The 24,076-nt window shown below is 61.6% G+C and carries 29 protein-coding genes; 15 read left to right on the top strand and 14 right to left on the bottom strand.

The genetic code is table 11. The features are described 5' to 3' along the window. Positions 1–65: 65 nt before the first annotated feature. The gene (locus V6S67_RS19920; protein WP_334212073.1) at positions 66–602 is read right to left on the bottom strand and encodes a hypothetical protein; all 537 of its coding nucleotides are present in this window, start codon (positions 600–602) and stop codon (positions 66–68) included. After that, positions 602–1,693: a M23 family metallopeptidase gene (locus V6S67_RS19915; RefSeq protein WP_334212072.1), complete on the bottom strand. Its 1,092-nt coding sequence runs from the start codon at positions 1,691–1,693 to the stop codon at positions 602–604. Before V6S67_RS19915 ends, V6S67_RS19920 begins: the two co-directional genes overlap by 1 nt. Before the next feature lie 116 nt (positions 1,694–1,809). On the opposite strand from V6S67_RS19915, the gene V6S67_RS19910 reads away from it, so the two are divergent. After that, positions 1,810–2,160 carry a hypothetical protein gene (locus V6S67_RS19910; protein ID WP_334212071.1) on the top strand — a complete coding sequence of 117 codons (351 nt, stop codon included), beginning with the start codon at positions 1,810–1,812 and terminating at the stop codon, positions 2,158–2,160. A 113-nt stretch (positions 2,161–2,273) separates the two neighbouring features. Here the strand turns inward: V6S67_RS19910 and V6S67_RS19905 are convergent, their stop codons facing one another. The 4 genes from V6S67_RS19905 to V6S67_RS19890 form a co-directional block, all read right to left on the bottom strand. Next, positions 2,274–2,720 (bottom strand): hypothetical protein, encoded by a 447-nt coding sequence (locus V6S67_RS19905; protein ID WP_334212070.1) that lies wholly within the window; start codon positions 2,718–2,720, stop codon positions 2,274–2,276. Between the two features lie 98 nt (positions 2,721–2,818). Further along, positions 2,819–3,436, bottom strand: a complete 618-nt coding sequence (locus tag V6S67_RS19900) for a phosphatase PAP2 family protein (RefSeq protein WP_334212069.1) — start codon at positions 3,434–3,436, stop codon at positions 2,819–2,821. Further along, a complete protein-coding gene (locus V6S67_RS19895; RefSeq protein WP_334212068.1) occupies positions 3,433–4,422 on the bottom strand; it encodes a hypothetical protein in 990 nt (329 codons plus the stop codon). The genes V6S67_RS19900 and V6S67_RS19895 overlap by 4 nt, the downstream gene beginning before the upstream one ends. Then, the gene (locus V6S67_RS19890) at positions 4,419–4,895 is read right to left on the bottom strand and encodes a hypothetical protein (RefSeq protein WP_334212067.1); all 477 of its coding nucleotides are present in this window, start codon (positions 4,893–4,895) and stop codon (positions 4,419–4,421) included. Before V6S67_RS19890 ends, V6S67_RS19895 begins: the two co-directional genes overlap by 4 nt. A 297-nt stretch (positions 4,896–5,192) precedes the next feature. Here V6S67_RS19890 and V6S67_RS19885 point away from each other — a divergent pair, with 297 nt between their 5' ends. The 3 genes from V6S67_RS19885 to V6S67_RS19875 all read left to right on the top strand — a co-directional run bounded on the left by V6S67_RS19885 (position 5,193) and on the right by V6S67_RS19875 (position 7,980). Next, positions 5,193–5,429 carry a hypothetical protein gene (locus V6S67_RS19885; RefSeq protein WP_334212066.1) on the top strand — a complete coding sequence of 79 codons (237 nt, stop codon included), beginning with the start codon at positions 5,193–5,195 and terminating at the stop codon, positions 5,427–5,429. 145 nt (positions 5,430–5,574) lie between these two features. Beyond that, positions 5,575–7,467, top strand: a complete 1,893-nt coding sequence (locus V6S67_RS19880) for a hypothetical protein (protein WP_334212065.1) — start codon at positions 5,575–5,577, stop codon at positions 7,465–7,467. 207 nt (positions 7,468–7,674) lie between these two features. Next, entirely contained in the window at positions 7,675–7,980 is a 306-nt protein-coding gene (locus V6S67_RS19875) for a DF family (seleno)protein (protein WP_334212064.1), read from the top strand. A gap of 276 nt (positions 7,981–8,256) precedes the next feature. On the opposite strand, the gene V6S67_RS19870 is transcribed toward V6S67_RS19875, so the two are convergent. After that, complete coding sequence (locus tag V6S67_RS19870; protein WP_334212063.1) at positions 8,257–9,525, bottom strand: IS110 family transposase; 1,269 nt, start codon at positions 9,523–9,525, stop codon at positions 8,257–8,259. Between the two features lie 1,262 nt (positions 9,526–10,787). Between V6S67_RS19870 and V6S67_RS19865 the strand changes: the two genes are divergently transcribed. The 8 genes from V6S67_RS19865 to V6S67_RS19830 all read left to right on the top strand — a co-directional run bounded on the left by V6S67_RS19865 (position 10,788) and on the right by V6S67_RS19830 (position 15,302). After that, entirely contained in the window at positions 10,788–11,411 is a 624-nt protein-coding gene (locus V6S67_RS19865) for a DUF6349 family protein (protein ID WP_334212062.1), read from the top strand. A gap of 157 nt (positions 11,412–11,568) precedes the next feature. Next, on the top strand, positions 11,569–12,357 hold the full coding sequence (locus V6S67_RS19860) for a ParA family protein (protein WP_334212061.1): 789 nt from the start codon (positions 11,569–11,571) through the stop codon (positions 12,355–12,357). Positions 12,358–12,361: 4 nt separating this feature from the next. After that, positions 12,362–12,739, top strand: a complete 378-nt coding sequence (locus V6S67_RS19855) for a ParB family protein (protein WP_334212060.1) — start codon at positions 12,362–12,364, stop codon at positions 12,737–12,739. 77 nt (positions 12,740–12,816) lie between these two features. After that, positions 12,817–13,071 carry a glutaredoxin family protein gene (locus V6S67_RS19850; protein WP_334212059.1) on the top strand — a complete coding sequence of 85 codons (255 nt, stop codon included), beginning with the start codon at positions 12,817–12,819 and terminating at the stop codon, positions 13,069–13,071. Further along, positions 13,068–13,634, top strand: coding sequence for a tetratricopeptide repeat protein (locus V6S67_RS19845; protein WP_334212058.1), 567 nt, complete (start codon positions 13,068–13,070; stop codon positions 13,632–13,634). Before V6S67_RS19850 ends, V6S67_RS19845 begins: the two co-directional genes overlap by 4 nt. 5 nt (positions 13,635–13,639) lie before the next feature. Continuing rightward, on the top strand, positions 13,640–14,173 hold the full coding sequence (locus tag V6S67_RS19840) for a single-stranded DNA-binding protein (RefSeq protein WP_334212057.1): 534 nt from the start codon (positions 13,640–13,642) through the stop codon (positions 14,171–14,173). A gap of 106 nt (positions 14,174–14,279) precedes the next feature. Then, a complete protein-coding gene (locus V6S67_RS19835) occupies positions 14,280–14,672 on the top strand; it encodes a hypothetical protein (RefSeq protein WP_334212056.1) in 393 nt (130 codons plus the stop codon). Between the two features lie 153 nt (positions 14,673–14,825). Beyond that, positions 14,826–15,302 (top strand): hypothetical protein, encoded by a 477-nt coding sequence (locus V6S67_RS19830; RefSeq protein WP_334212055.1) that lies wholly within the window; start codon positions 14,826–14,828, stop codon positions 15,300–15,302. Here the strand turns inward: V6S67_RS19830 and V6S67_RS19825 are convergent. After that, on the bottom strand, positions 15,271–15,597 hold the full coding sequence (locus tag V6S67_RS19825; protein WP_334212054.1) for a hypothetical protein: 327 nt from the start codon (positions 15,595–15,597) through the stop codon (positions 15,271–15,273). The two genes, V6S67_RS19830 and V6S67_RS19825, sit on opposite strands and share 32 nt — an antisense overlap. 237 nt (positions 15,598–15,834) lie before the next feature. Beyond that, on the bottom strand, positions 15,835–16,176 hold the full coding sequence (locus V6S67_RS19820) for a histone-like nucleoid-structuring protein Lsr2 (RefSeq protein WP_334212053.1): 342 nt from the start codon (positions 16,174–16,176) through the stop codon (positions 15,835–15,837). Between the two features lie 404 nt (positions 16,177–16,580). Here V6S67_RS19820 and V6S67_RS19815 point away from each other — a divergent pair, with 404 nt between their 5' ends. After that, complete coding sequence (locus tag V6S67_RS19815; protein ID WP_334212052.1) at positions 16,581–17,018, top strand: hypothetical protein; 438 nt, start codon at positions 16,581–16,583, stop codon at positions 17,016–17,018. 21 nt (positions 17,019–17,039) lie between these two features. Here V6S67_RS19815 and V6S67_RS19810 read toward each other — a convergent pair whose 3' ends face one another. From V6S67_RS19810 to V6S67_RS19795, 4 genes are all read right to left on the bottom strand, one after another. Then, positions 17,040–18,023, bottom strand: coding sequence for a hypothetical protein (locus V6S67_RS19810; protein WP_334212051.1), 984 nt, complete (start codon positions 18,021–18,023; stop codon positions 17,040–17,042). After that, complete coding sequence (locus V6S67_RS19805; RefSeq protein ID WP_334212050.1) at positions 18,020–19,192, bottom strand: DNA methyltransferase; 1,173 nt, start codon at positions 19,190–19,192, stop codon at positions 18,020–18,022. Before V6S67_RS19805 ends, V6S67_RS19810 begins: the two co-directional genes overlap by 4 nt. 26 nt (positions 19,193–19,218) lie before the next feature. Next, complete coding sequence (locus V6S67_RS19800; protein ID WP_334212049.1) at positions 19,219–19,926, bottom strand: 8-oxoguanine DNA glycosylase OGG fold protein; 708 nt, start codon at positions 19,924–19,926, stop codon at positions 19,219–19,221. 130 nt (positions 19,927–20,056) lie between these two features. Further along, entirely contained in the window at positions 20,057–20,398 is a 342-nt protein-coding gene (locus V6S67_RS19795; protein ID WP_334212048.1) for a hypothetical protein, read from the bottom strand. Between the two features lie 207 nt (positions 20,399–20,605). On the opposite strand from V6S67_RS19795, the gene istA reads away from it, so the two are divergent. Both istA and istB read left to right on the top strand, forming a co-directional pair. Next, positions 20,606–22,381, top strand: coding sequence for an IS21 family transposase (gene istA / locus V6S67_RS19790; protein ID WP_334212047.1), 1,776 nt, complete (start codon positions 20,606–20,608; stop codon positions 22,379–22,381). Then, positions 22,378–23,193 carry an IS21-like element helper ATPase IstB gene (gene istB / locus V6S67_RS19785; protein WP_334212046.1) on the top strand — a complete coding sequence of 272 codons (816 nt, stop codon included), beginning with the start codon at positions 22,378–22,380 and terminating at the stop codon, positions 23,191–23,193. Before istA ends, istB begins: the two co-directional genes overlap by 4 nt. 106 nt (positions 23,194–23,299) lie before the next feature. Here the strand turns inward: istB and V6S67_RS19780 are convergent, their stop codons facing one another. After that, entirely contained in the window at positions 23,300–24,007 is a 708-nt protein-coding gene (locus V6S67_RS19780; protein WP_334212045.1) for an RraA family protein, read from the bottom strand. Positions 24,008–24,076: the final 69 nt, after the last annotated feature.

Genomic DNA, 24,076 nt, shown 5'->3' with positions numbered 1-24,076 from the left:
CTGACTGAACAAGTTCCTTGTTGATGGGCACGGTTCCTACCTCGTTCCTTGGTTGTAGCGCTGGTTCACGGATTGGCTGGTTCTGTGGGTTGGATGGCTTCGACCAGCCATGGATCGTCCTGCCCGACCCTGTGCAGCAGGACCGACCATGGACCGGCGTTTGTGGAGAACTCGGCCGTCACGGTGAGAGGGTTGTCCTTCTCCCGAACCAGAGACGGACCGGACAGGATCTCGTTCACGCGCACGTTGGCTGGATCGATGTACTGGGCGTCCTCCGCATACTCCTCGGACAGGTGCGGCAGCAGGTCCGTGTACCAGCGACGCTCGGGTACCTCAGGGCGTGCGAACAGATCCATGACCTCTACCGCGACTGCCTCGACCTCTGCGTTCGTCGACGGCGACCAGGTGACATCGGGGACGCCCTCGTAAAACTCGTCGTGTGCATGGCCGTCCCCACTGTGGTGCGTCTCATGCGACGTCGGTGTTGACGAACGAGCCTCATCTTCGACGCTGGAGGCGGGCGTGAACAAAGCGCATCCGCTGACGAGCAACGCGCTCAGTCCCACGGTGGCCGTCCGTGTGAAGACGATAGAAATTCGCATCAGAGTGCTCCCTTGCTACGAAGGATCGGTTCGGGATCGACGGTCGGGTTGGTCGGGATCGAAGGTTCGGCCGGGGTTCCTGTGAAGAACTCAAGGTGAAGGTGGGTGCCGCTGACGTTGCCGGTGCCACCTTCGGTGCCTAGGGGCGTGCCGGCGGCGACGGTATCCCCGACCTTGACCTTCAAGCTGCCGGCAGCGAGGTGGTAGTGGCCGATCGTGAGTTTGCCGTCGAGAGTGGTTCCGTTGACGCGGGTACCGAACTGTCCGTCGTTCTCCCGGGCGATGGTGATTTTCATATCCGTGGCCGCCACCACCGTGCCGCCGGAAGCGGCTGTGGTGCTGGACAGGTCGAGCCCGTAGTGGAAATTAGCCAGGACGCCGCCGGCGGTCCCAGCGGGTGCTCCACGGGGACCGTATCCGCTGGTCACCGTCGATCCGGGCAGAGGGTTCACCCACTTGCCCGACAGCTCCCCAATGACCGCGTTACTGGCTGCAGGGCACGCTCCGGTGGAGTCGATCCCTTCGATGTCGCCGCCGGCAAGAGCCTTGACGACCTCAGTGGCCGGCCCGCGGAACTGCGTGTAGTGATTTGGGTTGTCGTTGCGCTGAACCCGGTGGATCGCCGTGCTCGGCTCGAGCGCTTCCCATCCCTCCACCTTCATCAGCTGCTTGAAGAAGTTCGTGGCGCTCACGCGCGGATTCATGCGGTCTTCGAGAGAACCCCACGCCCCGTTATCACGCTGCTGGAACAGTCCTCGAGAGTCTGGCCCGGCGGCATCCCCGTAAGTCTTTACCTCGAGTGTGGACTCACCGATCGCTGTCTGAACACCGAGAATCTGGGCGGACACCGGGAGCTTCAGGTCGGTTGCCACACCCATGATCTCTGCAGCGTTTTGCAGCTGGACACCCGAGAAACCGGCAACCGATCCCTCGACCGTGCTTGCGTCACCGGCAACTCCGGGTGCTGCACAGAGACCGCTGGCCGCTGGCGCGCCGGTCATGCCGACGACCGCGATGATCACGATCATCAGTGGAACGAGGCAGATGGCGGCCACGACCGCAATCAGTTCCCCGCCCTTTGTGTCTTGCACCGCTCCCCCTCAATACGTGTCGATAGACCCAACTCTTACACATAAACAACCCAACTGCACACTTAAAGTGCTAAGTTGGGCACAGAAATTAGCTCGTTATAGGAAGGTTCGGCAGAATGGAACGCATGCCCCGCCACGTCCGCCCCGAAGACCCCATGTGGTCGCAGGACCTGGATGCCGCCATCGTTGCGTATGGCACCGCCGTCAGGATGCAGATCATCCGCCACTTGAGGATTAGCGGTCCGTCGATGCGGTACCAGATCCAAGAGGCGACGAACATCAACGCGAGCGTGCTGACTCAAAGCCTAGGAAAGCTCGAACTGACGGGGGTCGTTACTGCGAACCTTCCCGCCGGCGAGCGATCGACGAGAGCTCTTACCTACGCCCTGGATGCGCGCCGAGCTGACAAGCTCTTGTCGCTCATCGCCGCATACGTCAACGCTCGAGGCGACACCCACACCATTTAGGCGGAAGCCGGCGCGCAGTGCAGCAGAGCGGACGGCTGAACTCATGCGCCCAGCATAGACCCAAAACTGAAAATATTTCAGTCTGAAATATTTTCAGATCCGGGTGTTCATCTCTAGTTCTCCTGAGAGGGACGTCGAGGCAGGTTGCGGAGGGCTTGAGTGACTGCTCGCAGGGCGTCGATGTTGACCTCGCCTAGCGCCCTGGCGGCGTAGTGCTCAACCTCGGATATGCGGTAGGCCTCGATGAGCCTCAGCTCCGCTTCCACGCGCTCAGGGATGGGGCCTGAGCGCTGCAGCAGGAAGTTCTCATCGACGTCGAAGAAATAGGCAAGTGCCTTCAACAGGGGTGGGTCCCACCTGTTGTCTGCGGATCCTGCAAGTAGGCGGTGCCACCGAGTTTTGGTGAGGGTAAAGCCTTGGTCTTCGAGGCCTCTGCGGATGTCCTCGTAGGTGAAGCTGTCAGCGTCTTTCTCGTGCACGATGTCGAGTAAGAGTCTCAGCTTCGAAGCGACAACTTCCTTGTCGGTTCGAGGATCAACCGGCTCATTATCGTCGCCCAAGGTGACCTCATTTCGACTCATGGAATGTGCAAGAACTGGAATGCAAGAGTGGCCACAGGGACGGCTGTGGACGCTCCTTAGGCTGGTGGATGCTAGAGCTAAGCGGCAATCAGCGTATAGGAGATGCCGAATGCAACAGCACCGACGAGAAAGCCGACGATCACTTGTGCCGCTGAGTGATCTTTCAGATACACCCTAGACCAGCAGACGAGCGGGGCGGCTATAAGTACTGGCAGCCCTGCCCATCCGAACATCAGCAACGAGGTGACCGTGGCACCGCCGAGTGTCATCGCGTGCCCTGAAACCTTCCAGACAGGGCTGATGACGATCAGCGTCACGATCCCGGCGAAAATGCCACCAATCAAGCCCCAAAGGGGTCGTGGGGTGTCCATGAGTGTGAGTAAGCCGGCGCCAACGAGCGCTGATCCCAGGGTCCACAGCATGACTCCGCGGCGCTGCCGCTTGTCCCCTACGTGGTGGTCGGTCAGTCGCCCACGACGCGCCATGACTACCACGACGGCGAAAGGCACCAAGCAGATCGTCAGTGCGGCGATGATGCCGGTCATTACGAACGGCAGCACCGGGTTCTGAAGAATTGATGCCAACACTAGAAGCACTGACAACACCAGTGGCGGCTGGGCTATCTCAGTTGCAGTCCGCGCAATGCGGCCCACCGGGGACGTCCTCACTTCGTCACTGATGGTCTGAGTGCTCATAAGATTTCCTTTTCTTTCACTGTCATATCGAAGGACCTGTCGAACCGGTCTTCCGCTGCTGCAAGGGCCCTTGCGGTCAGAGCGGGCAATGAACGGTGTTCCTCGGTGACACGGCGATCACTCTCGCGGATGATGTGTTCGTACACGGCGCTTGATGGATCGGCGTGTAACCAGGCGGCTCTCATCCTCTGCAACGAGCTTTGAACCTTGGTGGAGTCGTTGATAGTTGCGGGCGAGACCTCCAGCACAAGCAGCGTGAGCCGGTTGACCAGATCGAACGTGCGAACAACACGTATGAGCAGGGGCAGGGCGAGGCTGAGTGAAACGATCAGCACACCGCCGTAGAGCAACGGGGAGAAGGCACCGTAGAGAACGGCTCTAAGTCCTGCCGGTCCGGCGTCCAGAGCCTGCAGCTGCATGTACACGATTTCGTCGATGCAGGCGACAGCCATGAACGCCATCCCGACGGCAACGCCGCGCGCGCTTACTCTGACGGCTCGACTCGACTGAGGTGCCAAGCAGGTTTTCACGACCGAGGCTGCAAGGAAACCCAGTGCAGCCATGTATACCGTCGCGTAGATCAGAACTGCCGGCTGGTCGACGTTTTCTGGAACGAATCGCTCGGTGGTGGGCACGAAGTGTTGGAACAGGAAGGGAATGACAATTGCGGCCGTGACAAGAAGCAAGAATGAACGACGGTAGATGAACCTGCTGCGGTCGGCTTCGCCACCGAACGCATGCACCACTCCGTCGCGGATGAGCCACACAGCGTAGGTGACTGCGAGGTTCCGCAGCAGGTGCAGGACATTGTGACCGCCGAGTAGTCCGTCGAGTATCGGCTCGGGAACCAGGACGCCGGTGCTGAAGAGTCCGATGAGCCCGATTCCCATGGCCGCGAGGAACGCCGTCGACGAGCCGAACCGGATCACGAACGTAAGACGGGAGACAAACGCTACTGCGAGCAGCCAGAAGGCAACCTCGATCACAAGCCGAAGATCCGCTCGGCAGCAGTTAAGTTGCCCTGCGTGGAGCCGAACATCGCATCAGCGAAAACGAACGCAAGGTCCTCCGCTGCACACTCGATGTGGTTCGTGGGTCCGTCGACCTGGCGGAACATCCAACTCACACCTTTTCGGCTGCCGATTCCACGAAAAAAGCCAGATTCGGCCATGGGGTGGCTCTTGTGGCTCTTGTGATCGAGCACGATGTGCCCCAGCTCGTGAAGAATTACGTGAAGCTGCCATACCCGTCGGCCCGCTGCGTATTCGATAAGGCCGTGGGTCACGAAGTCCGTCCACTGACCTGTGATGTTGTGTCCGAGTGACCCCGCCGGCACCTCACGAAGCGTCAAAGGCTTCCCATAGCGTTTCTCAACGGCGACCAATAGGTCGCCTAGCTGCGGCCGCGAAGGAAGTTCGAGCGTTGCGAACGCTGACAGGGCTGCCCCAGATCGCTCCACTTGCTTCTCCTGTCGTTCTCGACGTGTCGTGTGGCCCGCCGAGGACAGGGCGCTGCAGTCCGTTCCCCAACGGTACTGAAAAAATTTCAGTGATGTGTAATATGAAATTTACGATGTCGGCCAGGACGGTCGACGTTCCAGCAGTACGTAGACGAAGACCGAGCCGAGTGTACCGCCCACAGATGACATCTCAGGAGGTTCGGTCCGAACCCTGCGATCGAAGGGTCCACGATGTTTAATCCCGACACGCTGACGATCAGCCAACTTAATCCTAAGAGTTATAGATAGGTTCGAGCCATGGGTCAGACATTGCGGCGAGCACGCGGTACCAGCAAGGGCAACATCCAGGCCGGCTACATCATCCCGCCGGAGTCCAAGCAACGTCTCGCTGATGTGTCCCGCCGCCTCGGAATCAGTGCTTCCGAGGGACTTGAGTTGATTCTTGAGCATCTAGAGCTCGACGCTGATGGTCTCCCAACGTGGGCAGATCGAGAAAACATTCCGGAGGCTTTGCCCATGGCGCAGGCCAGTTAAACGAGGAAGGCCCGCCTAGCCGGCGGGCCTTCGTCCAAGTTTTCGAGCTTCACACCGCATATCCGCCAAGATCCGTCGGTGAGGAGCTCCTCAGTCACTGCTTTCGCTGTGCCTGTTTGCTACTACGAGAAGGATTCTACTACACGTGCTGGAAGCTCCTCCAGTCGTTTCGGACGCGCCGCGCCGCAACGATTCCAAGAAGGCACTTTGGGCTCTTGCCCCGCTAATCGCCGGTCAGCCTGCCTACAGGCTTGGCCGCCGGATCAACGGCGCCCTTCGGTATCAGCAGTCAGCCACGCGACCCATTACCGGCACCTTGCCGGCGGCGCCGGCCGCTGTGATGATCCATGATGTCGACGGATCAGTCCGAACTCTCTGCCTCGACCTGGACACATCCCGGACCGCCCGGCGCGCCGTCGTTGACGCCGACGCCGCACGGCTCGGCCAGCTGCTCACCGGCGTTGGCCTAGCGTTCGTCGAGGACCGTTCCCCCAGCGGTGGACGCCACCTGTACATCCCGCTACAGGAACCCATCACCGCGGCCGACGCCCGACGCCTCGTGGAGGCACTGCAACTGCACGCCCCGAGCCTCGACCCAAACCCCCACCAGAACGTCACAGACGGCTGTATCCGCGTTCCAGGTTCCCCACACAAGCTCGGTGGCCACCAGATTCTCATCACGCCTCTCACCGAGGCATACGGCATCCTCCGCCGCCGGAACCCCACTGCGGCGCTGACCGCGCTCAGGCAAACCCTCGCACCGGAGCTGCACCGCCTCGGACAGAACAAGGGCCACCAGCAGCGCACCGCGGCTGACGCGATCGCCACACTGCGTTCTTCCGCCGCCGCCGGGCACACCACCCTCAGGGCGTCCTCGAGGGCGGGAGAACGCTCTGTCCTGCGTTCCGTGGCCATTACCGGTGTCTACGACACCAGCACCTACCCCAGCGACTCAGAGGCCCGCATGGCGGTCCTCAACCACTTCGCCGGTTGCGGCTGGACCGTCGACCAGGTCCGCGCCGGCATGACTGACCAGCTCGCCGGCCTTACAGCGCTCTATGGAGACACTTCCCGGATCAATCGCCTGTTGCCCGGGGAGTGGGCCAAAGCCCACGCCCGCGTCACGGCCAAAGCCCCTGCAGAACGAGCACGGGACAGGTATGCACCTATCTACAACACAAGCCAAACTCAACTCACGCCCCCCTCGCCCAACCAAGCCTCAATACCAAGTGCGGCAACGATCCACCAGCTTGTGAACGATCTGGAGGTCATCAACTACGCCATCCTTGATTCACACTTCGACCAGCTAGGCCGTATCGGGATCTCGCTAAAATTCCTCATGCGTGCACTCCTCGGATTCATGAGGACGAACGAGACCAACATCCTCGACGTCGGCTGCCGTTCCCTCGCTGTCGCAGTAGGCAAGGACCACGTCACCGTCGCCCGACTCCTCGCAACGCTCGAACGCACATCACGCGGCATCATCACCCGCATCCACCGCGGCCGCGGACGGAACGCCGACACCTACGCCATCGACCTCCCCGCCGACCTCGAGCAGCACGCACGCGTCCTGCCGTGGCGAAAAGGCAAGATTTACGGCATCCGGCCCGTGTTCCGGGCCCTTGGAGAGGTTGCAGCTCTCGCCTATGAGGGCATCGAACGAGCACGCCACTCCCCCACCACCATTGAGTTATCCCGCGCGACAGGAATCAGTCGTAACACCCTCAGCGACCGCCTTGCCACCATGGAAAACCTCGGCATGATCCGACGGCACCACGGCGCCTGGCAGATCACGACCACCACGAACCTCCGCCAGCTCGCGGACAGACTTGGAGCCACCGACGACTACAGCGCTCAGATCAGCCGCTACCGCAAGGAACGAGCGGCGTGGCACGCCTGGCTCGACCGCCATTTGGTCCCGCAGCTCAACGAACACGAAGTGCATGACCCCGACGTCGACGACTACTGGCTCCCGCCAGCTGACGACGACCACAAGCACCACCTGGCCCTATGGAACGCCAGCAGAACAGCAGCTTGACGACCCCACGGTCGTGAGCGGCCTCCTGCCCACCTGGGCACGGCCCAAGCTCCCCCACGCTCCGCTGCTTGGCCCGCACACACGACGCTCCTATAGGTGTCAATCGTCGTGCGGTGGCAGAATTGAGCCGGAGCACGGGGCCCGTTCAGGCCTCGGCCGGCTGAGGCCGCCTTCGATGGTCCTCACGGTGGGAAGAAGGACTGAGTCATGACGATAGAGCTGCTCTACATCGAGGATTGCCCGAACTCGGTGCAGACTCTCCACCGTCTGCAGGTCGCGGTCGACAAGACGCTTCCTGGCACGTCAGTGGAGGCCACGGTGATTGATTCCATCGAGAAGGCAAAGACCCAGCACTTCGCCGGATCGCCAACGATCCTCGTTGACGGTGTTGACCTATTCCCGTCCGAGGGACGCACCACCGATCTTGCGTGCCGCATCTACTTCACTCCCGACGGCATCGCCGGATCCCCAACTCAGGAACAAATCGAAGCGGCGCTCACAGCACGTGTCTGACATCCCAGATCTCGACTGCTCCTGCTGTGGTCGCCCATACCCACGCCGGCGCCTACACGCACTCACCGACACTGTTTTCATCTGCCGCCGCTGCGCGCTGTGGGTAGCGCTGCGCCTCCCACAGCGCGACCGCTAGAGCTCCGGTCCTCTGCCCACAGCCGGGGACAGTTCTTTCGGGCTATCCACCGCTACTACTGCTCGGGAGCTTTCCCTACGGCTCCCTATATTCAGCCGTGGATAACCCAAACTGACCCCAACCGTGGACAGCTCAAGTGGTCACGGTTCGCAGCGTAGCAGCGAACGAGAATCGGCCGTGCAACGAGCTGCTGACGGACCGTGGTCCTCAAGGAGCTGCCGGTACTGGCTGAGCAACGCATCGTTTCTCGTGCGTCCGCGCTCGAGGCGCGACAGGTACGAAGGCCATTGGTGAAGGTGTTCGGCCGCATGTTGCAGCGTCATGCCGAGCTCATGCCGTAGCGGCCGTATGTCGGTGAACGTCGGCGCTGGGACGGGATTCGTGATCTGACGGTAGACCTCGCGGGCGACGTAGCGTTTCAGGCACCGCATGATCTCTCGTTTGCTCCTTCCCTCAGCTGTTCGCTTGTCGACGTAGTCCTTCGTCCGGGAATCGGTGCCCATCCTGACTAGGACGATGTGGTGGAGCGCACTGTTTGCGTGGCGATCTCCGCCACGGCTTAACCGGTGACGGGTTGATTTACCGGACGATGCCGGGACCGGGGCGACGCCGGCGAGTGCCGCGAACTGGGCCTCGTTGTTGATGCGCTGTTTGTTATCGCCCACGGTGACGAGCAGTTGCGACGCGACGTCGGTGCCGACCCCTGGCAGATCACAGAGCAGTGGTGCGTAGGAGTCGAGGATCTCCTGCAGCGACTCTGTCGCGGCGTCGATCTCGATGGTGAGGAGCTGGTACCGCAAAGCGAGGGTCTTGAGCACTCGGGCAGTGACGTAGTCGGGGTCAGCGAGGTGACCGGCCGGGCGGGATCTCGCCATCGTCGTGATCATGGGCACTGTTGGTATGCCCCGGTACTTCGCTCTGATCTCATCGGTGGCTGAGACGAGGATGTCGCGGATCTGGTTGATCGTCGCGGTTCGCGCTTTGAGCGCCGAGGCCCTGCCAGCCCGCAGCACACGTAAGCACTCCACGGGTCCGTCCTTGGCTTTTGGAACGGCGGTACTCGTCCCCGCGAGCACTGACCGAGCGGCCTGGTACGCATCAAGTGGGTCTGACTTCCCGTGTAATCGGCGTTGCTGACGATTGGGTCTATTCACTTCAGTGACGGAGATCCCGGCTTGACGGAGGATCCTGGTCAATTCCGCCCCGTAGGTACCAGTTCCTTCGATGCCCACTCCCCCGACGTCGCCGTGAGCGGTGATGAACTCGACGATGGCGCGATAGCCCGTGCTGGTGGCCGAGAACTCCTGATCCGTGAGAGGTTTCCCGTAGTCGGTGATAATGGCGACGTGGTGAGTGTCTGCGTGGGTGTCGATGCCGACGAAGACCTGGTGTTGTTCCTGATCTGACATGCGTACCTTCCTGAGGTTGGGCATCACACGTTGGACGAGCAGACAATACGGTGAGGGGACGTAGTCAAGCTCCTATGAGGTCATACCCGCTCCGTGTGAAGCGATCGCGCACCGGCGGACAAGTCGTGTGCTGGACAGCAGCCGAGGCCACGTCACGTGGACAAAGGGTCACACCGGTGACGCGATCAATACCATCATTACCGTGGACAGCAGGAACCAGCATGATCGCCTGCACACACCCACCACGTCACCCGCGCATCGTCAGCTCACGTTGAGCGAGCGGTGGGCGTGCACAACCTCAATACGTCGGCAGGGACCATTACCACTATTAGAGGCATTAGGGACGAAAACAGCCGGCGCTCTACGTGAATGGGGTAGAACACGGAGCACCGACTGCCGCAATCAACCGTACAAGGTCTCTACAGGCGATGGCTTGCGGGCCGGGGTCACCGGCCCCGACGATTCTCAAAAGTAAGCTCGCGACGCGTGCACTGATTGGGTCTCACCCACGCCTCACGAGCTCGGGAGAACTCCACCCACTGCGCGTACACCGCAGACGATGTCCACGCCATCGCAAATCCTTTGGCGGACTGCCGGCTTCCGTCGGGATATTCAAGCTCGACCCAGATCGGGCGTGCCTTCGCCGGCTCGGTCACGGCGTCGTCGGGTTTTTCGAGCTGCAGCGGAGCGATGAACCGATCAGCACTCGGCGGGATGCCATGCCACCCAGGACGCGGCGCCGGCACGGGTGCCGGAGGTTTCGGAGCTGGTTCAGCTGTCACTGATCCGTCCGGATCGCAATGATCTTGTACCCGTCGGGAAGGCGCTCAAAGAGTATCGCCCGCGCGGCCGCGTAGTCGACGCCCTCCGCGCCGATGTGGTCGATGTGTCTATGTCATCGCCGCGGCGAATCGTTCCCGTGAGTAGCACGCGCCGACTCTACCCAGACGCACCGACAGCCGGCGGCCGAGACCCCAAGCGACCACCGGCACTCCCCCGACTAGTCCCGGTACGCGGTCGTACCAGCACTTCGCTGACGCTCAGTTCCACAATCAACACCTTTTTGCAGCTGCCCGAAGAGCGTACGCACTCCCTCCGACCCGTCTACGGCTACGCCGCGACGACCCCAGAACTTTCCCCAGGCGCTGCGCTTATTTCCTGGAAAAACTTCTGGGCCCCTGGCCCTACGGGTAGACAGCTCTCCGCGGAGTGCAGCGAGACAAGCTCGCCAGCAGCAAAAAGCGATGGAGAGGAAGCACGACATGACCACCACGACCCGCTCACATTCCAGCCGAATCACCCCGCAGATCAACAACCAGCTCGACATATTCGACCTCCTGGCCCTTGCAGAGCCCATCACCGCACCCCTCAGCTTCACCGTTGCCCCCTACACGCCCGAGGAGCACCATAAAGCTTGCGAACGCTGGAGGATTGAACATGGGAACCTTGAAATCTGGGGCAAGTCCCACATGTGGCACTGCAACGGATACGACTTCGGAAACAACCGCACCTTCGCCGGTGACCACCCCACCGTCCTGATGAGTGCCGACACCCGCTGTGACCACTACTACCCCGCCGCATGCTCCTGCGTCGGGGATCTGCTCTACCGGATGCACTGTGAAGGATGCGGCCACGTCACCGGCATCCACGCCAGCGAGAACGCCGCCGTCGAGGAACACCTTGACCACTGCTGGAAAGGGTGGAGGAACCTCCCCACCATCACGCGCAAAGGCCAAGACGGCCCATGGAAGATCCCCAACGACTACCCCACCGAGTGGCAGATCGAGGGAGCCCCCGTCCGAACCCTCCGCCAACCCATGGGAACCCGCCATGTCCCCGGCCGCTCCCCCTTCGGAGGTTACGACGCAGGAACCCTATCCCCATAAGTACTAATAGTAGTATTGTACCCACCGCCGTAGCTCTGGTGGTGGGTACTTTGTCGAGAGCGACGAAGATGTCAATCCCCAATGCTTCTGATGACACTAAAAGTACTCTTGTGTATATTAGTTCTATTGTTACTAACGATCCTACCGAAGGAGAATTATGGTCGCGCAAATCCTCGCCCTATGTAACCAGAAAGGGGGAGTAGGCAAGAGCACTACAACCTTCCATCTTGCCCGCAGCGCGGTCACCAGGGGCCTCCGGGTCCTCGTGGTCGACGCCGACCCGCAAGGCAACATCACGAGCGTCCTGACAGAGGACGTCGGAGACGATGCCGCCGGTCTCGCTGACGTCCTCAGCGCGCGAGCCTCGGACTCAATCAACGACGTGGCCATCGACGGAATCTGGGATGGGTTGGCCGTCGTGCCCACAGCAGGGGAGACACTCGGAGTGGTCCGCGACGAACTGGTCGTGGCCGGGGCAGGAAGAGAAGCCAGGCTCAGAAACGCGCTGCACGAAGTGCGCGACGACTATGACCTCGTCCTCATTGACTGCGCACCGAGTCTGGACACTCTCACGATCAACGGCCTCACCGCAGCAACCGGAGTCGTTGTCGTCACCCAGTCAAAGCTCTGGAGCGCCAACGGGCTCGCCAAGCTCCTCGACACCATCGCCGCCGTGCAGGCCCACTACAACCCCCAGCTCCGTATCGCGGGCATCCTCGTCAACCAGCACGAAGCACGCACCATCGGGGGAGCCCACTGGGCAGAGCAGATCCAAGAAGCCACAACAGTCCGGGACCTTCCACTCCTACAACCGCCGATGCCCAAGCGTGCGCTCATCGCAGATTCTGCTGAAGCAGCACAAGGACTCGACGAACTGGGAGTCGACGGACTGGAACTCGCCGCTCTCTATGACAGCTATCTCGACGTACTGATGGATAGGAAGTAACACCATGGCCAACCGCGCAGCACCCCGAAAGTCCACCCTGGCCGGTACATCTCCGGTAACCGCAGCGACGCAACCAGCACCAAGCGTTGAGACCGAAGTGGCTCCGCCAACCACTACATCAGTTCCTCGAGTGCAGTCGCCGGCCCCTAGCCCATCGAGTAAGAAGACGAAGGTCGCCTACTACCAGGACGCTGAGCTGGCAGCGAGGATCAGGGGAGCCTTTCAGGCGACAGCCCATCTGGAGAACCATCGCAGTTTCTCGGACTTCCACGCCGCCGTGATGGAAGCCGAACTCGAACGGCTCGAGAAGAAGTACAACGACGGTCGTCCATACGAAGGAGCTGCACCCAAAAGCGGTCGTCTTGGGCGCCCTTTGGACTAAGAATCCCCTTGTCGTGAGATGGTTCTATTGGTACTATTAGTACTAATAAACCTAATGTATCTAAGGGGGACGGATCAATGACACTCACGCTATACATCAAGCCAGAAGGTTGCTTCGGGTGCGACAAGACCAAGCAAAAGTTCACCGAGGCCGGCATTAGCTTCACCACCGTGGACATCACCACGAACGACAATGCTCTCGCCTACATCACTGAGGAGCTCGGGTACACCCAGGCGCCCGTTGTTGTGTACGAGAAGGACGGCAGCGAGGATCACTGGTCCGGTCTCAACCCTGACAAGATCAAGCAGGTTATCGCTAGGAGGACCGCATGAGCCTCCCTGTTGATCCTGCGTTCACTGGTACTGACGACGCACACGAGACGGTTATTGAGTTCACCCGGTTCGTGCGTGGGGGAGGGGTACCGGAGCGGTTGGACTTCAACCACACAAGTATGCGCATCGCCCGGATGCAGTGGGACGACGAACGGCAGGGCGAGATCTACGAGCCGAACGAGGCGTGCGACCTCGCAGGATGGTTGTTCATCGGACCCATCCGAGACCGGATCATGGCAGACGCGATCAGCGTCACCGATGACGCGGCTACCTACCAGCAGATACTCGCTGGCCAGTACGAGGGACAGCCCGACTGGGACCGCGTGGACGTCACAGAGAAGCTCCTGGCTACGATCCTCACCTACACCCCGACCGAGGACCGCGGACCGCTGTACTACTTCCTCGGCTTCCTCAGCTGGCACCGAGGGCAGACCACCACCGCGTCCGCGTACTTCGACAAGGCACTCGAGGTCGACCCCACGAGTTACGGGCAGGTCCTTACCTCCCAGAGCGCATCACCATCAGGCAACGAGAACACCAGCACCCATACGAAAGGCAGTTGAGCATCATGGCCGGAGAGACAGTCATCACCGTCGTCGGGAACCTCACCAACGACCCCGAGCTACGCTTCACCCCCAGCGGGTCAGCGGTCGCGAACTTCACCATCGCGTCGACGCCGCGCACGTTCGACCGTCAGTCCAATGATTGGAAGGACGGGGAAACCCTGTTCCTGCGTTGCAGCGTCTGGCGCGAGGCGGCCGAGAACGTCGCCGAGACCCTCACCAAGGGAACCCGCGTCGTGGCTCAGGGCCGGCTGAAGTCCCGCAGCTTCGACACGAAGGAAGGCGAGAAGCGCACCGTCATGGAACTCGAGGTCGACGAGATCGGACCCAGCCTCCGCTACGCCTCAGCCAAAGTCACCCGAACACAGCGCGGTGGAAACGGCGGCGGCGGACCTCAGGGTGGGGGAGCGCAGGGAGGCTCTCAGCCAGGCAACACGTGGCAACAGCAGCCCGCAGACGACCCGTGGAGCGCACAAGCTGCAAGCCGCAACCCCGCCGGCGGATGGGGCAACGGCCCCGACAGCGAACCGCCGTTCTGACTATGAGTTGAGGATGGCCGGCAATCGCCGCCCACCCTTGCCTGCTTCACCCATCACTCACCAGCTGACCTGCACCCACGAACAACGCCTCTGGAAGGACCACACCATGACTGACGAATTTGACGAGTACGGTTCCCCGCGTGAAGACGAACCAACCCCCGTCATCGTGTCGTCCGCTGACGCGATCTACGACGAGCTGCGCACCATCTGCCACCACAGTCTTCCCGGAACCTCTATCCCGGCCCCCGTCGCCTACAAGGTGCTGGGGAACCTCAAGGGCGTCGAGTACCTGCTCTCGCAGGCCCTCGGCCAACTCGCGGCTGGCCTCGGGAAGTCCCTCGATACCCACGACGTCTACGAGTACGAGGACCGCGATCCCGTCCAGTCAGTTGCCACGGCGACGGATCACCTGACACGCGCGGCCGGTCTCGCCAAGCAGCTCGGCGCCGAGCTCGCGCAGGCGCAAAACGCCATTGCTGGCCAGGGATACCGGGACTGAGGCGTCGTGAGTCGGCTGCCTCGCGCCCTCTCAGCAGATGAGCTGGGAGTTCTACCCGCGACGGTCAAAGACTCATTCAGGGCCGGATGGTGGGCCTTCACCAGCCAGTGGGCGATTCCCCTGCAGCGCGTCCTATTCACCCTCATGGCGGGCGTGTACATCGCCACCATCGTGGCGCTGCCAGTGATCGACAGCCGCCCGTGGCTACCGCACCTGGTGAACACCACGGCACTCTTCCTGGTGGCGTTCACCGTCGTCTACGCCCTCTCGGTCGGTGTGTACGAACGAGCGCGCCGATCGGCCCACGCCGAGATGTATGTGAGCGCAGACGGAGATGCTGTCCTCGTGATCGAACGCGACGTCGTCAACGAAGGGCCTGTCTACCGACCACGGCAGCACACCGTGCGAAAGTCCGGTGAAGGTCAGGGGAGTCGGATGAGAGGCGAGGTAATGCCCCGGCTGGCGGCCATCGTCGACGGAATGCCCGGGGCGATGATCCAGATCAACGCACAGAACTCGGCGGTCAAGAAGATCTACCTCGAGGATTTCAAACGCTTCGACCTCACCGTCGAGGCAGGCGACGACGGATCCGCGACGATTACTTACCCGGCTCAGACGACGCCGGCGTGACGGCGCTCAGCCATACCCACCCCTCACGGTGGATCTTGATGAGGGGCTCCATGAACCGGATTTTCACCGCGGTCCTCGTGTAGGAGACGGCGTGAGCCTGAACCCGAACAGCCTTCGAGGGGTAGCGGATCCACGCGTACACCCGTCGAGGTTCCGGGAAGTCCCTCGGCCGGCAGTTATCGACGTCGAGCTCGGCCGCGGTGAGCATGACCAGCTCCTCGCGCATGACGAACTCCTCGATCCGATCATCCATCTGCTTCGCGTAGAACGCCTTGTACCTCGCGTTCTGACTCATGGCCGGGACAGTACGAGCCCACACCGACAATCACCGGCTCTGGACCTTTAGTAGGCACTCAACAAGGCTGTGCACGGCCACCGCTCGCCTGAGGAGACCTCTGCGCAAATGGTGACGTGGTGGGTGTGTGCAGGCGGTCAGGTGGTCCCTGCTGTCCAGGTGTGTGCGGGCCAAGCAGCGAAGCGAGGGCGCTTGGGCCGTGCACAGGTGGGCAGGAGGCCAATCACCCTGCAGCCGCTACTTCGTTGCGGCGTTGTAGGCGTCAACGATGGACTGTGAGACGCGACCCCGAGAGCTTGGGTTGTGCCCGTTCTCCTCGGCCCACTGACGGATCCGCTGTACTTCCTCGCGCCTGGAGTTACCCGGAAGGTTCCCACGCTGTGAGCGGCGCCCTGGGCGGCCACCAGTGACCTTTCGGCCCTTGTCCGCATACTCGGACACTGCCGAGCGGAACGTAGCAGCGTTCTCGGTCGTGAGGTCCAGCTCGTATTCGACGCCATCGAGGCCGAATCGCACGGTCTCCTGAGCAATCTCGCCGTTGAGGTCATCGACCAGTTCGATATGAACGCGCTGCGCCATTTCTCTCCTTCGTATTGTTCGGAATGTAAGCCCACTATGTCACGACGCTAGTTCCAACTATGCTCATGCTGAATTGGACCTACTGAGGAGTAAGAGGCATGGGAAATCCGTCATATGGCGCTGGCTTCCATCAAGGCTTTGAGGAAGGAGTCCAGTCCAAGGAGGGGGACTGGTCACTTGGGGCGATGGTCGGAGCGGTTGGAGGTGCTGCTGTTGTGGGTTTGGTGCACTGGGGTCCGCGGGGATTCCGGAAGATCAAAGCGTCACTAAAGGCCAAGCGCGAGTCAGTTGCCGATGGGAAGCCTGGCAACCCTACAAGCGACGACGGCGACAAGTACTTAGGCGGCCCCCGGTCGTAAACTTGGGCTATGTGTCCAGCAGCTTCTCCCACAGGGGAGCAACCCATGGTGAGCCCGGAGGTAGAGGCTCACACCGAGCAGCATCACGCTGACCTTCGCTTTTGGGCTTATGGCGATCGTGCGCGTGAGGCTGCGACGGAACTACTTATCAGAGCCTTCAGCGGGCAGTTCGCTACGCCTGCCTACCCCTGGATCGTCGACGGCGAATACAAACCTGCGGTCGACTTTGAAGCCATCGAGGGCAACCTCCAGGGACTGCTCAAGAAGGAACGTCGTCTGCTCGTGTTAGCTGCGTCCATCGGTCGCGGTGGAGTGCGAATCGATCTGGGCGATGTGATTCCGGGCCTGGACAGGACTCTCCTCGACCTTGTTCTCGCGGCCGTAGCGCACCTCGGTGTGGAGCAGCACCACTCTTCGAACCTCCTTGGAGGGACGGACCAGCAGACTGCAGAGCCGCCTCCGTTGCATTGGTGGCCGGCGTAACGCGAGCACGCCGACGACGAACTAGTTCAGTGTTTGGCGGAGCTCCGACAGGAGCTCGTACACGCGTTCTGCCTTGGCTTCTTCGGCGCTGGTATCTGCCCGTCTCACGAGTGCAGTAATTTTCCGGCGAAGTTGTTCCTGATCGTTGGACTCCGAAAAAGCTTTGAGAAAATCGATCCAATATTTGGCTGGGATTCCGGACACAGGACTGTTCACGAGCCCTGATATCCAGCTAGACATCAAACCTCTAATGCGGGCGACTCGTCCGAAGTTACCGCCGCCATCTTGGGCCGGCTTGTCAGATGTCGATGTTCCTGCGGGAGCGTATGGTGTGACGCCCTGCGGAACGTGGATGTCACTGTTCCGTGAGCCGGCGTCGCCCGCTCGGAGGTGCTTCCAGTAGTAGGTCCGCATGTCGGCGGCGTACTTAGCCTGTTCAACATATGGTTCGAGGATTCTTGGGCTGCCGCTGAGCACGTTGCTGAGGGTCCACGGAACACACACGAGGAGATCCCAGACGCTTGAAGCTTCGGCCGTTGCTTGGTACCTGAAAGATGGCTCCGCTTCCTTGCTGAGGAGATACCAGCCCTTGAGCTCAATGCCGAGGATGGGTTGTTGGGTGTTGTCCCCCCTTACAAGACGGACGTCTGGGAAGCTCTGCGAGAACCGTTTGAAGCCATAGTCCTGCCACTCGTCGTCAGGGTCCCAGACAGATCTGATGCGGTTGAGGGTGTCAACCGTTTGCACCTCGATCGCGCCGCCGAGAAGAGTGTTGAGCTGGAAAAGATCGCCTGCGTCGAGGCCTTCGATGTTGATCGGGCTCGCGAAGTGGAACGGTAGGGCATTGATTGCCTCGATGACGTTTTCGCGGAGTTTCGTCCGTCTGTCAGCCGGGTCCAGTTCGTACCTGGTCGGCGCGGGGTCTCCTGCGGGCGATCCGGCGGGGGAGCTAGAAGCCGTGTCGTCCATCGGGGAGAGATCAGTCGGCTCATCCGGATCTGTCATGAGACACGCACCTGCTCCGCGTGGCCGTCACGAGCTGCCTCGAAGAGGTCTGCTGCTTCGTTCAGTCTTTCGCAGGCTAGTCCTTGAAAGGCGACGTCAACTTCGGCGGCGAAAGCACGTCGGCCCGTGCTGACTGCTGCGACAGAGGCGGACGCAAGGCCGCCAAATGGTTCCCACACGACGTCGTTTGGGCGGGTTGTTGCTTCGACCTGGCGCACCATGAACTCCAGTGGTTTCTGGTTGAGGTGTGTGGCGCTGGCGCGGGTCGGTTTGTAGGTTCGTGGGGCGGATCGTTCCATGGCGCCTTTAAGCCGTTCGGAGTCATGCAGCGGAGGTCGCTGCCACACGTTGGTGAGTCCGTGCGCGTGGTTCCATGTAGCTCGAAGTTCATCCCAGGCCATCGCGGTGACCGGCGTTTCACCATCGAGGGAGAAGTAAGGACGGGATGTGATCTGCCCGTTCGTGCGTGCGTATTTGGCCATCAGTTCCACCATGGAGCCGGGCGGCCAGTACCAGAGCCAGTCCTGAGTGAGGTACTTCCTGGTTGCGGCATTTTTAACGCCGCAGGCTTCGTTGGAGCGGTTCAGAGGTAGGCCCGAGCGAAGCCATTCCGTCCTCAGCCATTCCTTTACCGGTAGCGTGCGGCCATCGGCTGCGGGGAGTTCGAGGCGCCTGCGGTACAGAGCGGAGACCTCAGTAACTACGGGCATTTGTCGGATCGTTAGCCCGTTCACGTTGCCTGCGATGTGCGAGAGGCCTTTATCCCAGGTGATGAGTTCCACGTACTCCCAGCCATGAGCGAGCAGTAGTGGGTGAACGGTCGCCCATCCGACCTCGGTGTTCCAGAACCAGAGGCTGGTGGACGGTTTGACGTGCTTACTCCACGCTTGAACGTGTGGCCGGTACCACGCGTCGAGTCCGCTGGCGTCCACGGTGTCGCCACGGAATCCTCGCACACCGTAGGCGCCGTCAGAGACGATGGTGTCGGGAGCTTCCCAGTGTGCGTACGCTTCCAGCGAGTTGCCGCTGTGGAATGTGAAGGCTCCGGTGGGATGACGGGTATCGGCACGGTGTTCGACCGGGCGTGGTGGTGTCCTCCGTGACGGCGTGCGCGCTGACAATGCTTCCTCTATTCCAAGATGAGACCGGCGAATGGTGCCAAAGCTCATGCTATCGGCACCAGTTCGGGTCAGGGTCAGGCGGCAAGGTGGCGCTTGAAAACAATGAGCTCGAGTTCGTCTGCTCGGACACTCGGCACCCGCCCAAGTTGTTCGGTCGCCTGAACCGCCCACTGCACGAAGAGGTTGCAGTACCGCTCATAGGTATCGGGCCACCACTCCCCAGTTGGGGCCGTTGGCCACACATCGCGGCGCAGGTTCTCAGAAACCACCTGATCGAGAATGAGCAGGCGCGGTAATTCAACATTGCCCTGCGCGAAGTAGAGGAACTTGGTGGAGAAGGCAGGGCCGTACCACCCGATTCGACCTTTGCCGTACCCGTTCGTCAGGCAGCTGTACGCCTCCTGTGGCGAGGCTCCGTCCCGGACGAGCGTCCATGCTGACACCAGCAGTTCGCCGGCTACCTCCCGTTGTTCAGCAAGGTGATCTAGCCGTTTGTGAAGGTAGGGTGCCTTCGTTCCGAGCCCCCACGCCAGGGAGTAGTAGAGCAGCTGGAACGCGTTGTCGACCGTGATGGGTGCATCACCGAGATCAAAAATCTCCTGACGACTGATTGTCGTGAGATCCGTGGTTGCTAGCTTCCCGCCTACGGGAGGTAAGGATCGCGCCGAGAGTTCACGTCGCCAGCGCGCGCCATTGGCGGGAGCGACATGCTCGAAAACCTTCGGTGAGGTCGGGATGTTCGCGAAAACGTCAGCAGGAATGGGCGCCTCTTCATTGATCATGGATCGACCTTAGACTCCACGGCTCTACTCATCTGCGCGGCTATCGCGCGAGCAGACGCGCCGCTTAGCCTGTCGGGAACCACCGTCGCCTCGAGGGAGCTAAAGCCGATCGGTCAGGCGTGCACCATTTTCACCACAGTTTCGAATACGCCAGCTGTAGCCGTTGAGTAACATCGACTCCCGCGTGCTGTGCCGCGGCCATCCTCACTCTCCAGTTGTCGCGCTTGTGAGAACGTGCCAAAGCAGTTGCTTCCATCTGTGACAACTCTCGAGCCCAGTTGATCGCGAAGCTGTCGCGATCCACAGAAACGACCACGGCAGCGTCGAAATCGAGGTCACGAAAAGCCCAATGGCGCAGGTCGCCGTGCGGTAGTGAACGTGCCTTGACCTGAAGGCGACGTCCGTCGCCGGCGATGATGTCAACGGATTCTGTCCCGACGCCAGTCAACGTCCCGTTGTAGCTCGTTGCCACGCATCGTTCCATGAGCTCACCGGCTAGGGATGAACTTGTGCGGCTGTAGCCTCTCGCCGAGATCTGACTATGACAGGTTCAAGTGGCCCCACTGTGGCGGTTCGTTTTGGACCCATCTAGCGACTCGCGGGGCTTCTTGTGACGGTTTGAAGTGGCCCCACCTCAGCGTTGGAATCATCGATCTGGTTCCAGTGGTGGAGGTCAAGAATGAGAGCACGCGTGGAGGTATTCGCAGCAATCCGTAGGGACGCCCGAGTGGAGGGCCTCTCTATTCGCGGGCTGGCCGCTCGGTATGGCGTTCATCGTCGAACGGTCCGAGCAGCGCTGGAGTCGGCGAAGCCGCCGGAGCGGAAAACACCGGTTCGGATATCGATGAAGTTGGAGGCGTTCAAGCCGGCAATTGATGTGATGCTCATCGAGGACACGGCCGCGCCGCGGAAGCAACGTCATACCGCCCGTCGGGTTCTTGCCCGGCTGGTTGAGGAGCACGGGGCCACGGAGTTGTCATATTCCACGGTGCGGGATTACGTGCGGGTCCGCCGTGCGGAGATCGACGTGGAGGCCGGCCGGCGGGTCGAGGTGTTCGTCCCTCAGGAGCATGTTCCGGGTGCGGAGGCCGAGGTGGACTTCGGTGAGGTCTGGGTTGTCTTGGACGGGGTGAGAACGAAGTGTCACATGTTCGTCTACCGGCTTTCCTACTCCGGGAAAGCCGTTCACCGGGTGTATCCGACGCAGGCGCAGGAGGCGTTCCTCGAAGGACACATCGAGGCGTTCACCGCTTTGGGTGGGGTTCCGACCAAGCACATCCGGTACGACAACCTCACTGCTGCGGTCACGTCGGTGGTGTTCGGCCAAGGTAGGCAGCGGGTCGAGAACGACCGGTGGGTGCTGTTTCGCTCTCACTATGGCTTCGACGCGTTCTACTGTCAGCCCGGTATCACCGGCGCCCACGAGAAAGGCGGAGTCGAGGGTGAGGTGGGCAGGTTCCGCCGCAACAGGCTTTCCCCGATGCCTGTCGTCGCGTCCCTGGATGAACTCAACGATCGCATCCGGGTCTGGGAGGAAGAGGACGACAATCGGCGGATCAGCGACAGGATCCGCACCGTCGGGCAGGACTTCGACACCGATCAGCCACGCCTCGCGCCCTTACCGGCGGAGGCATTCGATCCCGGGTTGGCGTTGACGCCGAGGGTGGACCGGTCCTCGATGATCACCGTCCGGATGATGAAGTACTCGGTACCGGCACGGTTCATCGGCCGGAAGGTCCGGGTCTCCCTGCGGGCGTCCGAGGTAGTTGTCTTCGATGGGCGCACGATCGCGGCCAGGCATCAGCGGATCACGATCAAGCATGGGCAGTCGGTGCAGCTCGATCATTACCTTGAGGTCCTGAAAACCAAGCCCGGAGCCTTTCCCGGCTCCACTGCTTTGGCCAGGGCCAGGGAGGCTGGTTCGTTCACGAACGCCCATGAAGCGTTCTGGGCTGCGTCCCGACGGGTCAACGGCGACACCGATGGGACCCGGGAACTCATCGATGTCTTACTCCTGCACCGGTTCATGCACCCCCAGGACATCGAAGCCGGAATCAGCGCAGCCCTCACGGTGGGTGCGGTCAGCGCCGACGTCGTCGCGGTCGAAGCCCGCCGACACGTAACCGAGAACCTGACCAGCAACCAGGACCTGAGAGCGGAGGATCTGGCAGCGGTTGGTGGGTCCAGTTCGGGCCGTCATTCCGACGGGCATCGTGGTGCTCGAGTCGAGGAACACGTGCAGCGGGTTGTCAGTCTCACCCAGCGCCGCCTCATGGACCCGGCCGCTGTCATCGCCGGTCTCCCACCCGACAGCCGGCCGATTCCGTCCGTCAGCGCGTACGACGAGCTGCTCGCCAAACGCTCCCCAGTGAACCCAGCAAACGCGCCCGCAAGCAACCCGAACAACGTCCCGAGCAGCTCGTCTGTCAGCATGTCGAAGGAGAACATCTCATGAGCCCCACCACCTCGACCACCACGGTGACTCCTACGCTGCGGCGCAGGCGTGGTCTGACCGAGCAGGCCGCGGTGGCGGCCGTTGATCAGGCGTGCCGCCGCCTACGACTCCCTACGATCCGCGCTGTCCTTGATGAGGCCCTGACCGTCGCAGGGAAGGAACAGCTCTCCTACCAGGGGTTCCTGGCCGAGTTGTTGTTGGCTGAGTGCGACGACCGGGACCGCCGCTCCTCGAGCCGGCGGGTGAAAGCCGCGAACTTCCCCAGGGACAAGTGGCTCGGGGACTTCGACTTCGACGCGAACCCCAACATCAACCCCGCCACGATCCATACCCTGGCGACCGGGGAGTGGATCCGCAAAGGCCAGCCCCTCTGCCTCATCGGGGACTCCGGGACCGGGAAATCTCATCTCCTCATCGGACTCGGGACCGCGGCGGCGGAGAAAGGGTACCGGGTGAAATACACGCTGGCCACCCGGCTCGTGAACGAACTCGTCGAAGCCGCCGACGAGAAAATGCTCGCGAAGACCATCGCCCGCTATGGGCGGGTGGATCTGCTCATGATCGACGAACTCGGCTATATGGAACTCGACCGCCGCGGCGCCGAACTCCTGTTCCAGGTCCTCACCGAACGCGAAGAGAAGAACTCCATCGCGATCGCGTCCAACGAGTCCTTCTCCGGGTGGACAAGAACCTTCACCGACCCGCGCCTCTGCGCCGCGATCGTCGACCGGCTCACCTTCAACGGGGCCATCATCGAAACCGGCACCGATTCCTACCGCCTCGCCCACAGCCTCAGCCAGACAAGCAGTTGAAACGTTGGCCACCCTCCTAGGTCGAAGACTGCCTATGACAATGGCGGGGTGAGTCATGTCTCGGTGTAGTCCTGAGTGGGGCCGGTGCGGGATCTGCGGCAGAAAGTTATTCTTCGATTTCTCCGCCGATGGAGCGTAGGTGCTGCCGGAAGGTCAGCTCCGGGTTGGCTTCCTGGGACGCGATGAACGCGGGTAAGTCGGCCTGGTTTCGTAGTGTGGTGCCGTGGTGCATGCGAGTTGCCTGGGCGCGTTCTGTGTCGCGGATAAATGTTGCGGCCTCCGCGACGTCCTCGGCATGGTCGAGGGGAACGAACAGGACCCCGTCGTCGTCTCCGAGGACGAAGTCGTCGCTCGTGACTGTGTGGGCTCCTGACATCGCGGACTCCAGGGCGGCCGGGTGCCGGGGATCGAGGCGTTGTGGTCCCACAGGCAACGCGCCCAGACTGAATATCGGCAAATGGATGGTCCGCAACTCAGCAGTGTCACGATGCAGGCCCCAGATCAGGATGCCGCTCAGGCCCGCTTGGCTGGCTTCGAGGGTCACCAGATCACCGACGCAGGCCTCGTCCTGACGACCGGTGTTATCGACCACCAGGACCTCGCCGGGTTCGGCGCGATCGATGGCTTCGAGGAAGACGTCGACGCTGCCCGAGTGCCGGGCCGGACGGACCCGACCGACCATGTGTGCCCCGCTCCATAGCGGCACGGTTCCCGCCGGCGCGCAGCGCACGGAAATGCCTAAGCGCATGCACGCGTCTGCGACGTGCGGGGTGGTGAGGTCAAGATAGATCCGGTGAAGCTGTTCTGATTCCATCAGCGAATGTTCTCCTCTTGGGGTAGTGGTTGGGATAGGTGTTGGCGTCGGTCACGGCAATCTGGATCG

The organism is Arthrobacter sp. Soc17.1.1.1 (assembly GCF_036867195.1).
Lineage (GTDB): Bacteria > Actinomycetota > Actinomycetes > Actinomycetales > Micrococcaceae > Arthrobacter_D.
The sequence above is the reverse complement of the archived record's forward strand: the minus strand, read 5'-3'. Positions and strand labels throughout refer to the sequence as shown.

Bases quoted from the DNA above. Each gene is read 5' to 3' on its own strand.
- V6S67_RS19920 (WP_334212073.1), bottom strand. From the start codon at position 602: ATGCGAATTTCTATCGTCTTCACACGGACGGCCACCGTGGGACTGAGC.
- V6S67_RS19910 (WP_334212071.1), top strand. From the start codon at position 1,810: ATGGAACGCATGCCCCGCCACGTCCGCCCCGAAGACCCCATGTGGTCG.
- V6S67_RS19900 (WP_334212069.1), bottom strand. From the start codon at position 3,436: ATGAGCACTCAGACCATCAGTGACGAAGTGAGGACGTCCCCGGTGGGC.
- V6S67_RS19885 (WP_334212066.1), top strand. From the start codon at position 5,193: ATGGGTCAGACATTGCGGCGAGCACGCGGTACCAGCAAGGGCAACATC.
- V6S67_RS19875 (WP_334212064.1), top strand. From the start codon at position 7,675: ATGACGATAGAGCTGCTCTACATCGAGGATTGCCCGAACTCGGTGCAG.
- V6S67_RS19870 (WP_334212063.1), bottom strand. From the start codon at position 9,525: ATGTCAGATCAGGAACAACACCAGGTCTTCGTCGGCATCGACACCCAC.
- V6S67_RS19865 (WP_334212062.1), top strand. From the start codon at position 10,788: ATGACCACCACGACCCGCTCACATTCCAGCCGAATCACCCCGCAGATC.
- V6S67_RS19860 (WP_334212061.1), top strand. From the start codon at position 11,569: ATGGTCGCGCAAATCCTCGCCCTATGTAACCAGAAAGGGGGAGTAGGC.
- V6S67_RS19855 (WP_334212060.1), top strand. From the start codon at position 12,362: ATGGCCAACCGCGCAGCACCCCGAAAGTCCACCCTGGCCGGTACATCT.
- V6S67_RS19850 (WP_334212059.1), top strand. From the start codon at position 12,817: ATGACACTCACGCTATACATCAAGCCAGAAGGTTGCTTCGGGTGCGAC.
- V6S67_RS19845 (WP_334212058.1), top strand. From the start codon at position 13,068: ATGAGCCTCCCTGTTGATCCTGCGTTCACTGGTACTGACGACGCACAC.
- V6S67_RS19840 (WP_334212057.1), top strand. From the start codon at position 13,640: ATGGCCGGAGAGACAGTCATCACCGTCGTCGGGAACCTCACCAACGAC.
- V6S67_RS19835 (WP_334212056.1), top strand. From the start codon at position 14,280: ATGACTGACGAATTTGACGAGTACGGTTCCCCGCGTGAAGACGAACCA.
- V6S67_RS19825 (WP_334212054.1), bottom strand. From the start codon at position 15,597: ATGAGTCAGAACGCGAGGTACAAGGCGTTCTACGCGAAGCAGATGGAT.
- V6S67_RS19820 (WP_334212053.1), bottom strand. From the start codon at position 16,176: ATGGCGCAGCGCGTTCATATCGAACTGGTCGATGACCTCAACGGCGAG.
- V6S67_RS19815 (WP_334212052.1), top strand. From the start codon at position 16,581: ATGGTGAGCCCGGAGGTAGAGGCTCACACCGAGCAGCATCACGCTGAC.
- V6S67_RS19810 (WP_334212051.1), bottom strand. From the start codon at position 18,023: ATGACAGATCCGGATGAGCCGACTGATCTCTCCCCGATGGACGACACG.
- V6S67_RS19805 (WP_334212050.1), bottom strand. From the start codon at position 19,192: ATGAGCTTTGGCACCATTCGCCGGTCTCATCTTGGAATAGAGGAAGCA.
- V6S67_RS19800 (WP_334212049.1), bottom strand. From the start codon at position 19,926: ATGATCAATGAAGAGGCGCCCATTCCTGCTGACGTTTTCGCGAACATC.
- istA (WP_334212047.1), top strand. From the start codon at position 20,606: ATGAGAGCACGCGTGGAGGTATTCGCAGCAATCCGTAGGGACGCCCGA.
- istB (WP_334212046.1), top strand. From the start codon at position 22,378: ATGAGCCCCACCACCTCGACCACCACGGTGACTCCTACGCTGCGGCGC.
- V6S67_RS19780 (WP_334212045.1), bottom strand. From the start codon at position 24,007: ATGGAATCAGAACAGCTTCACCGGATCTATCTTGACCTCACCACCCCG.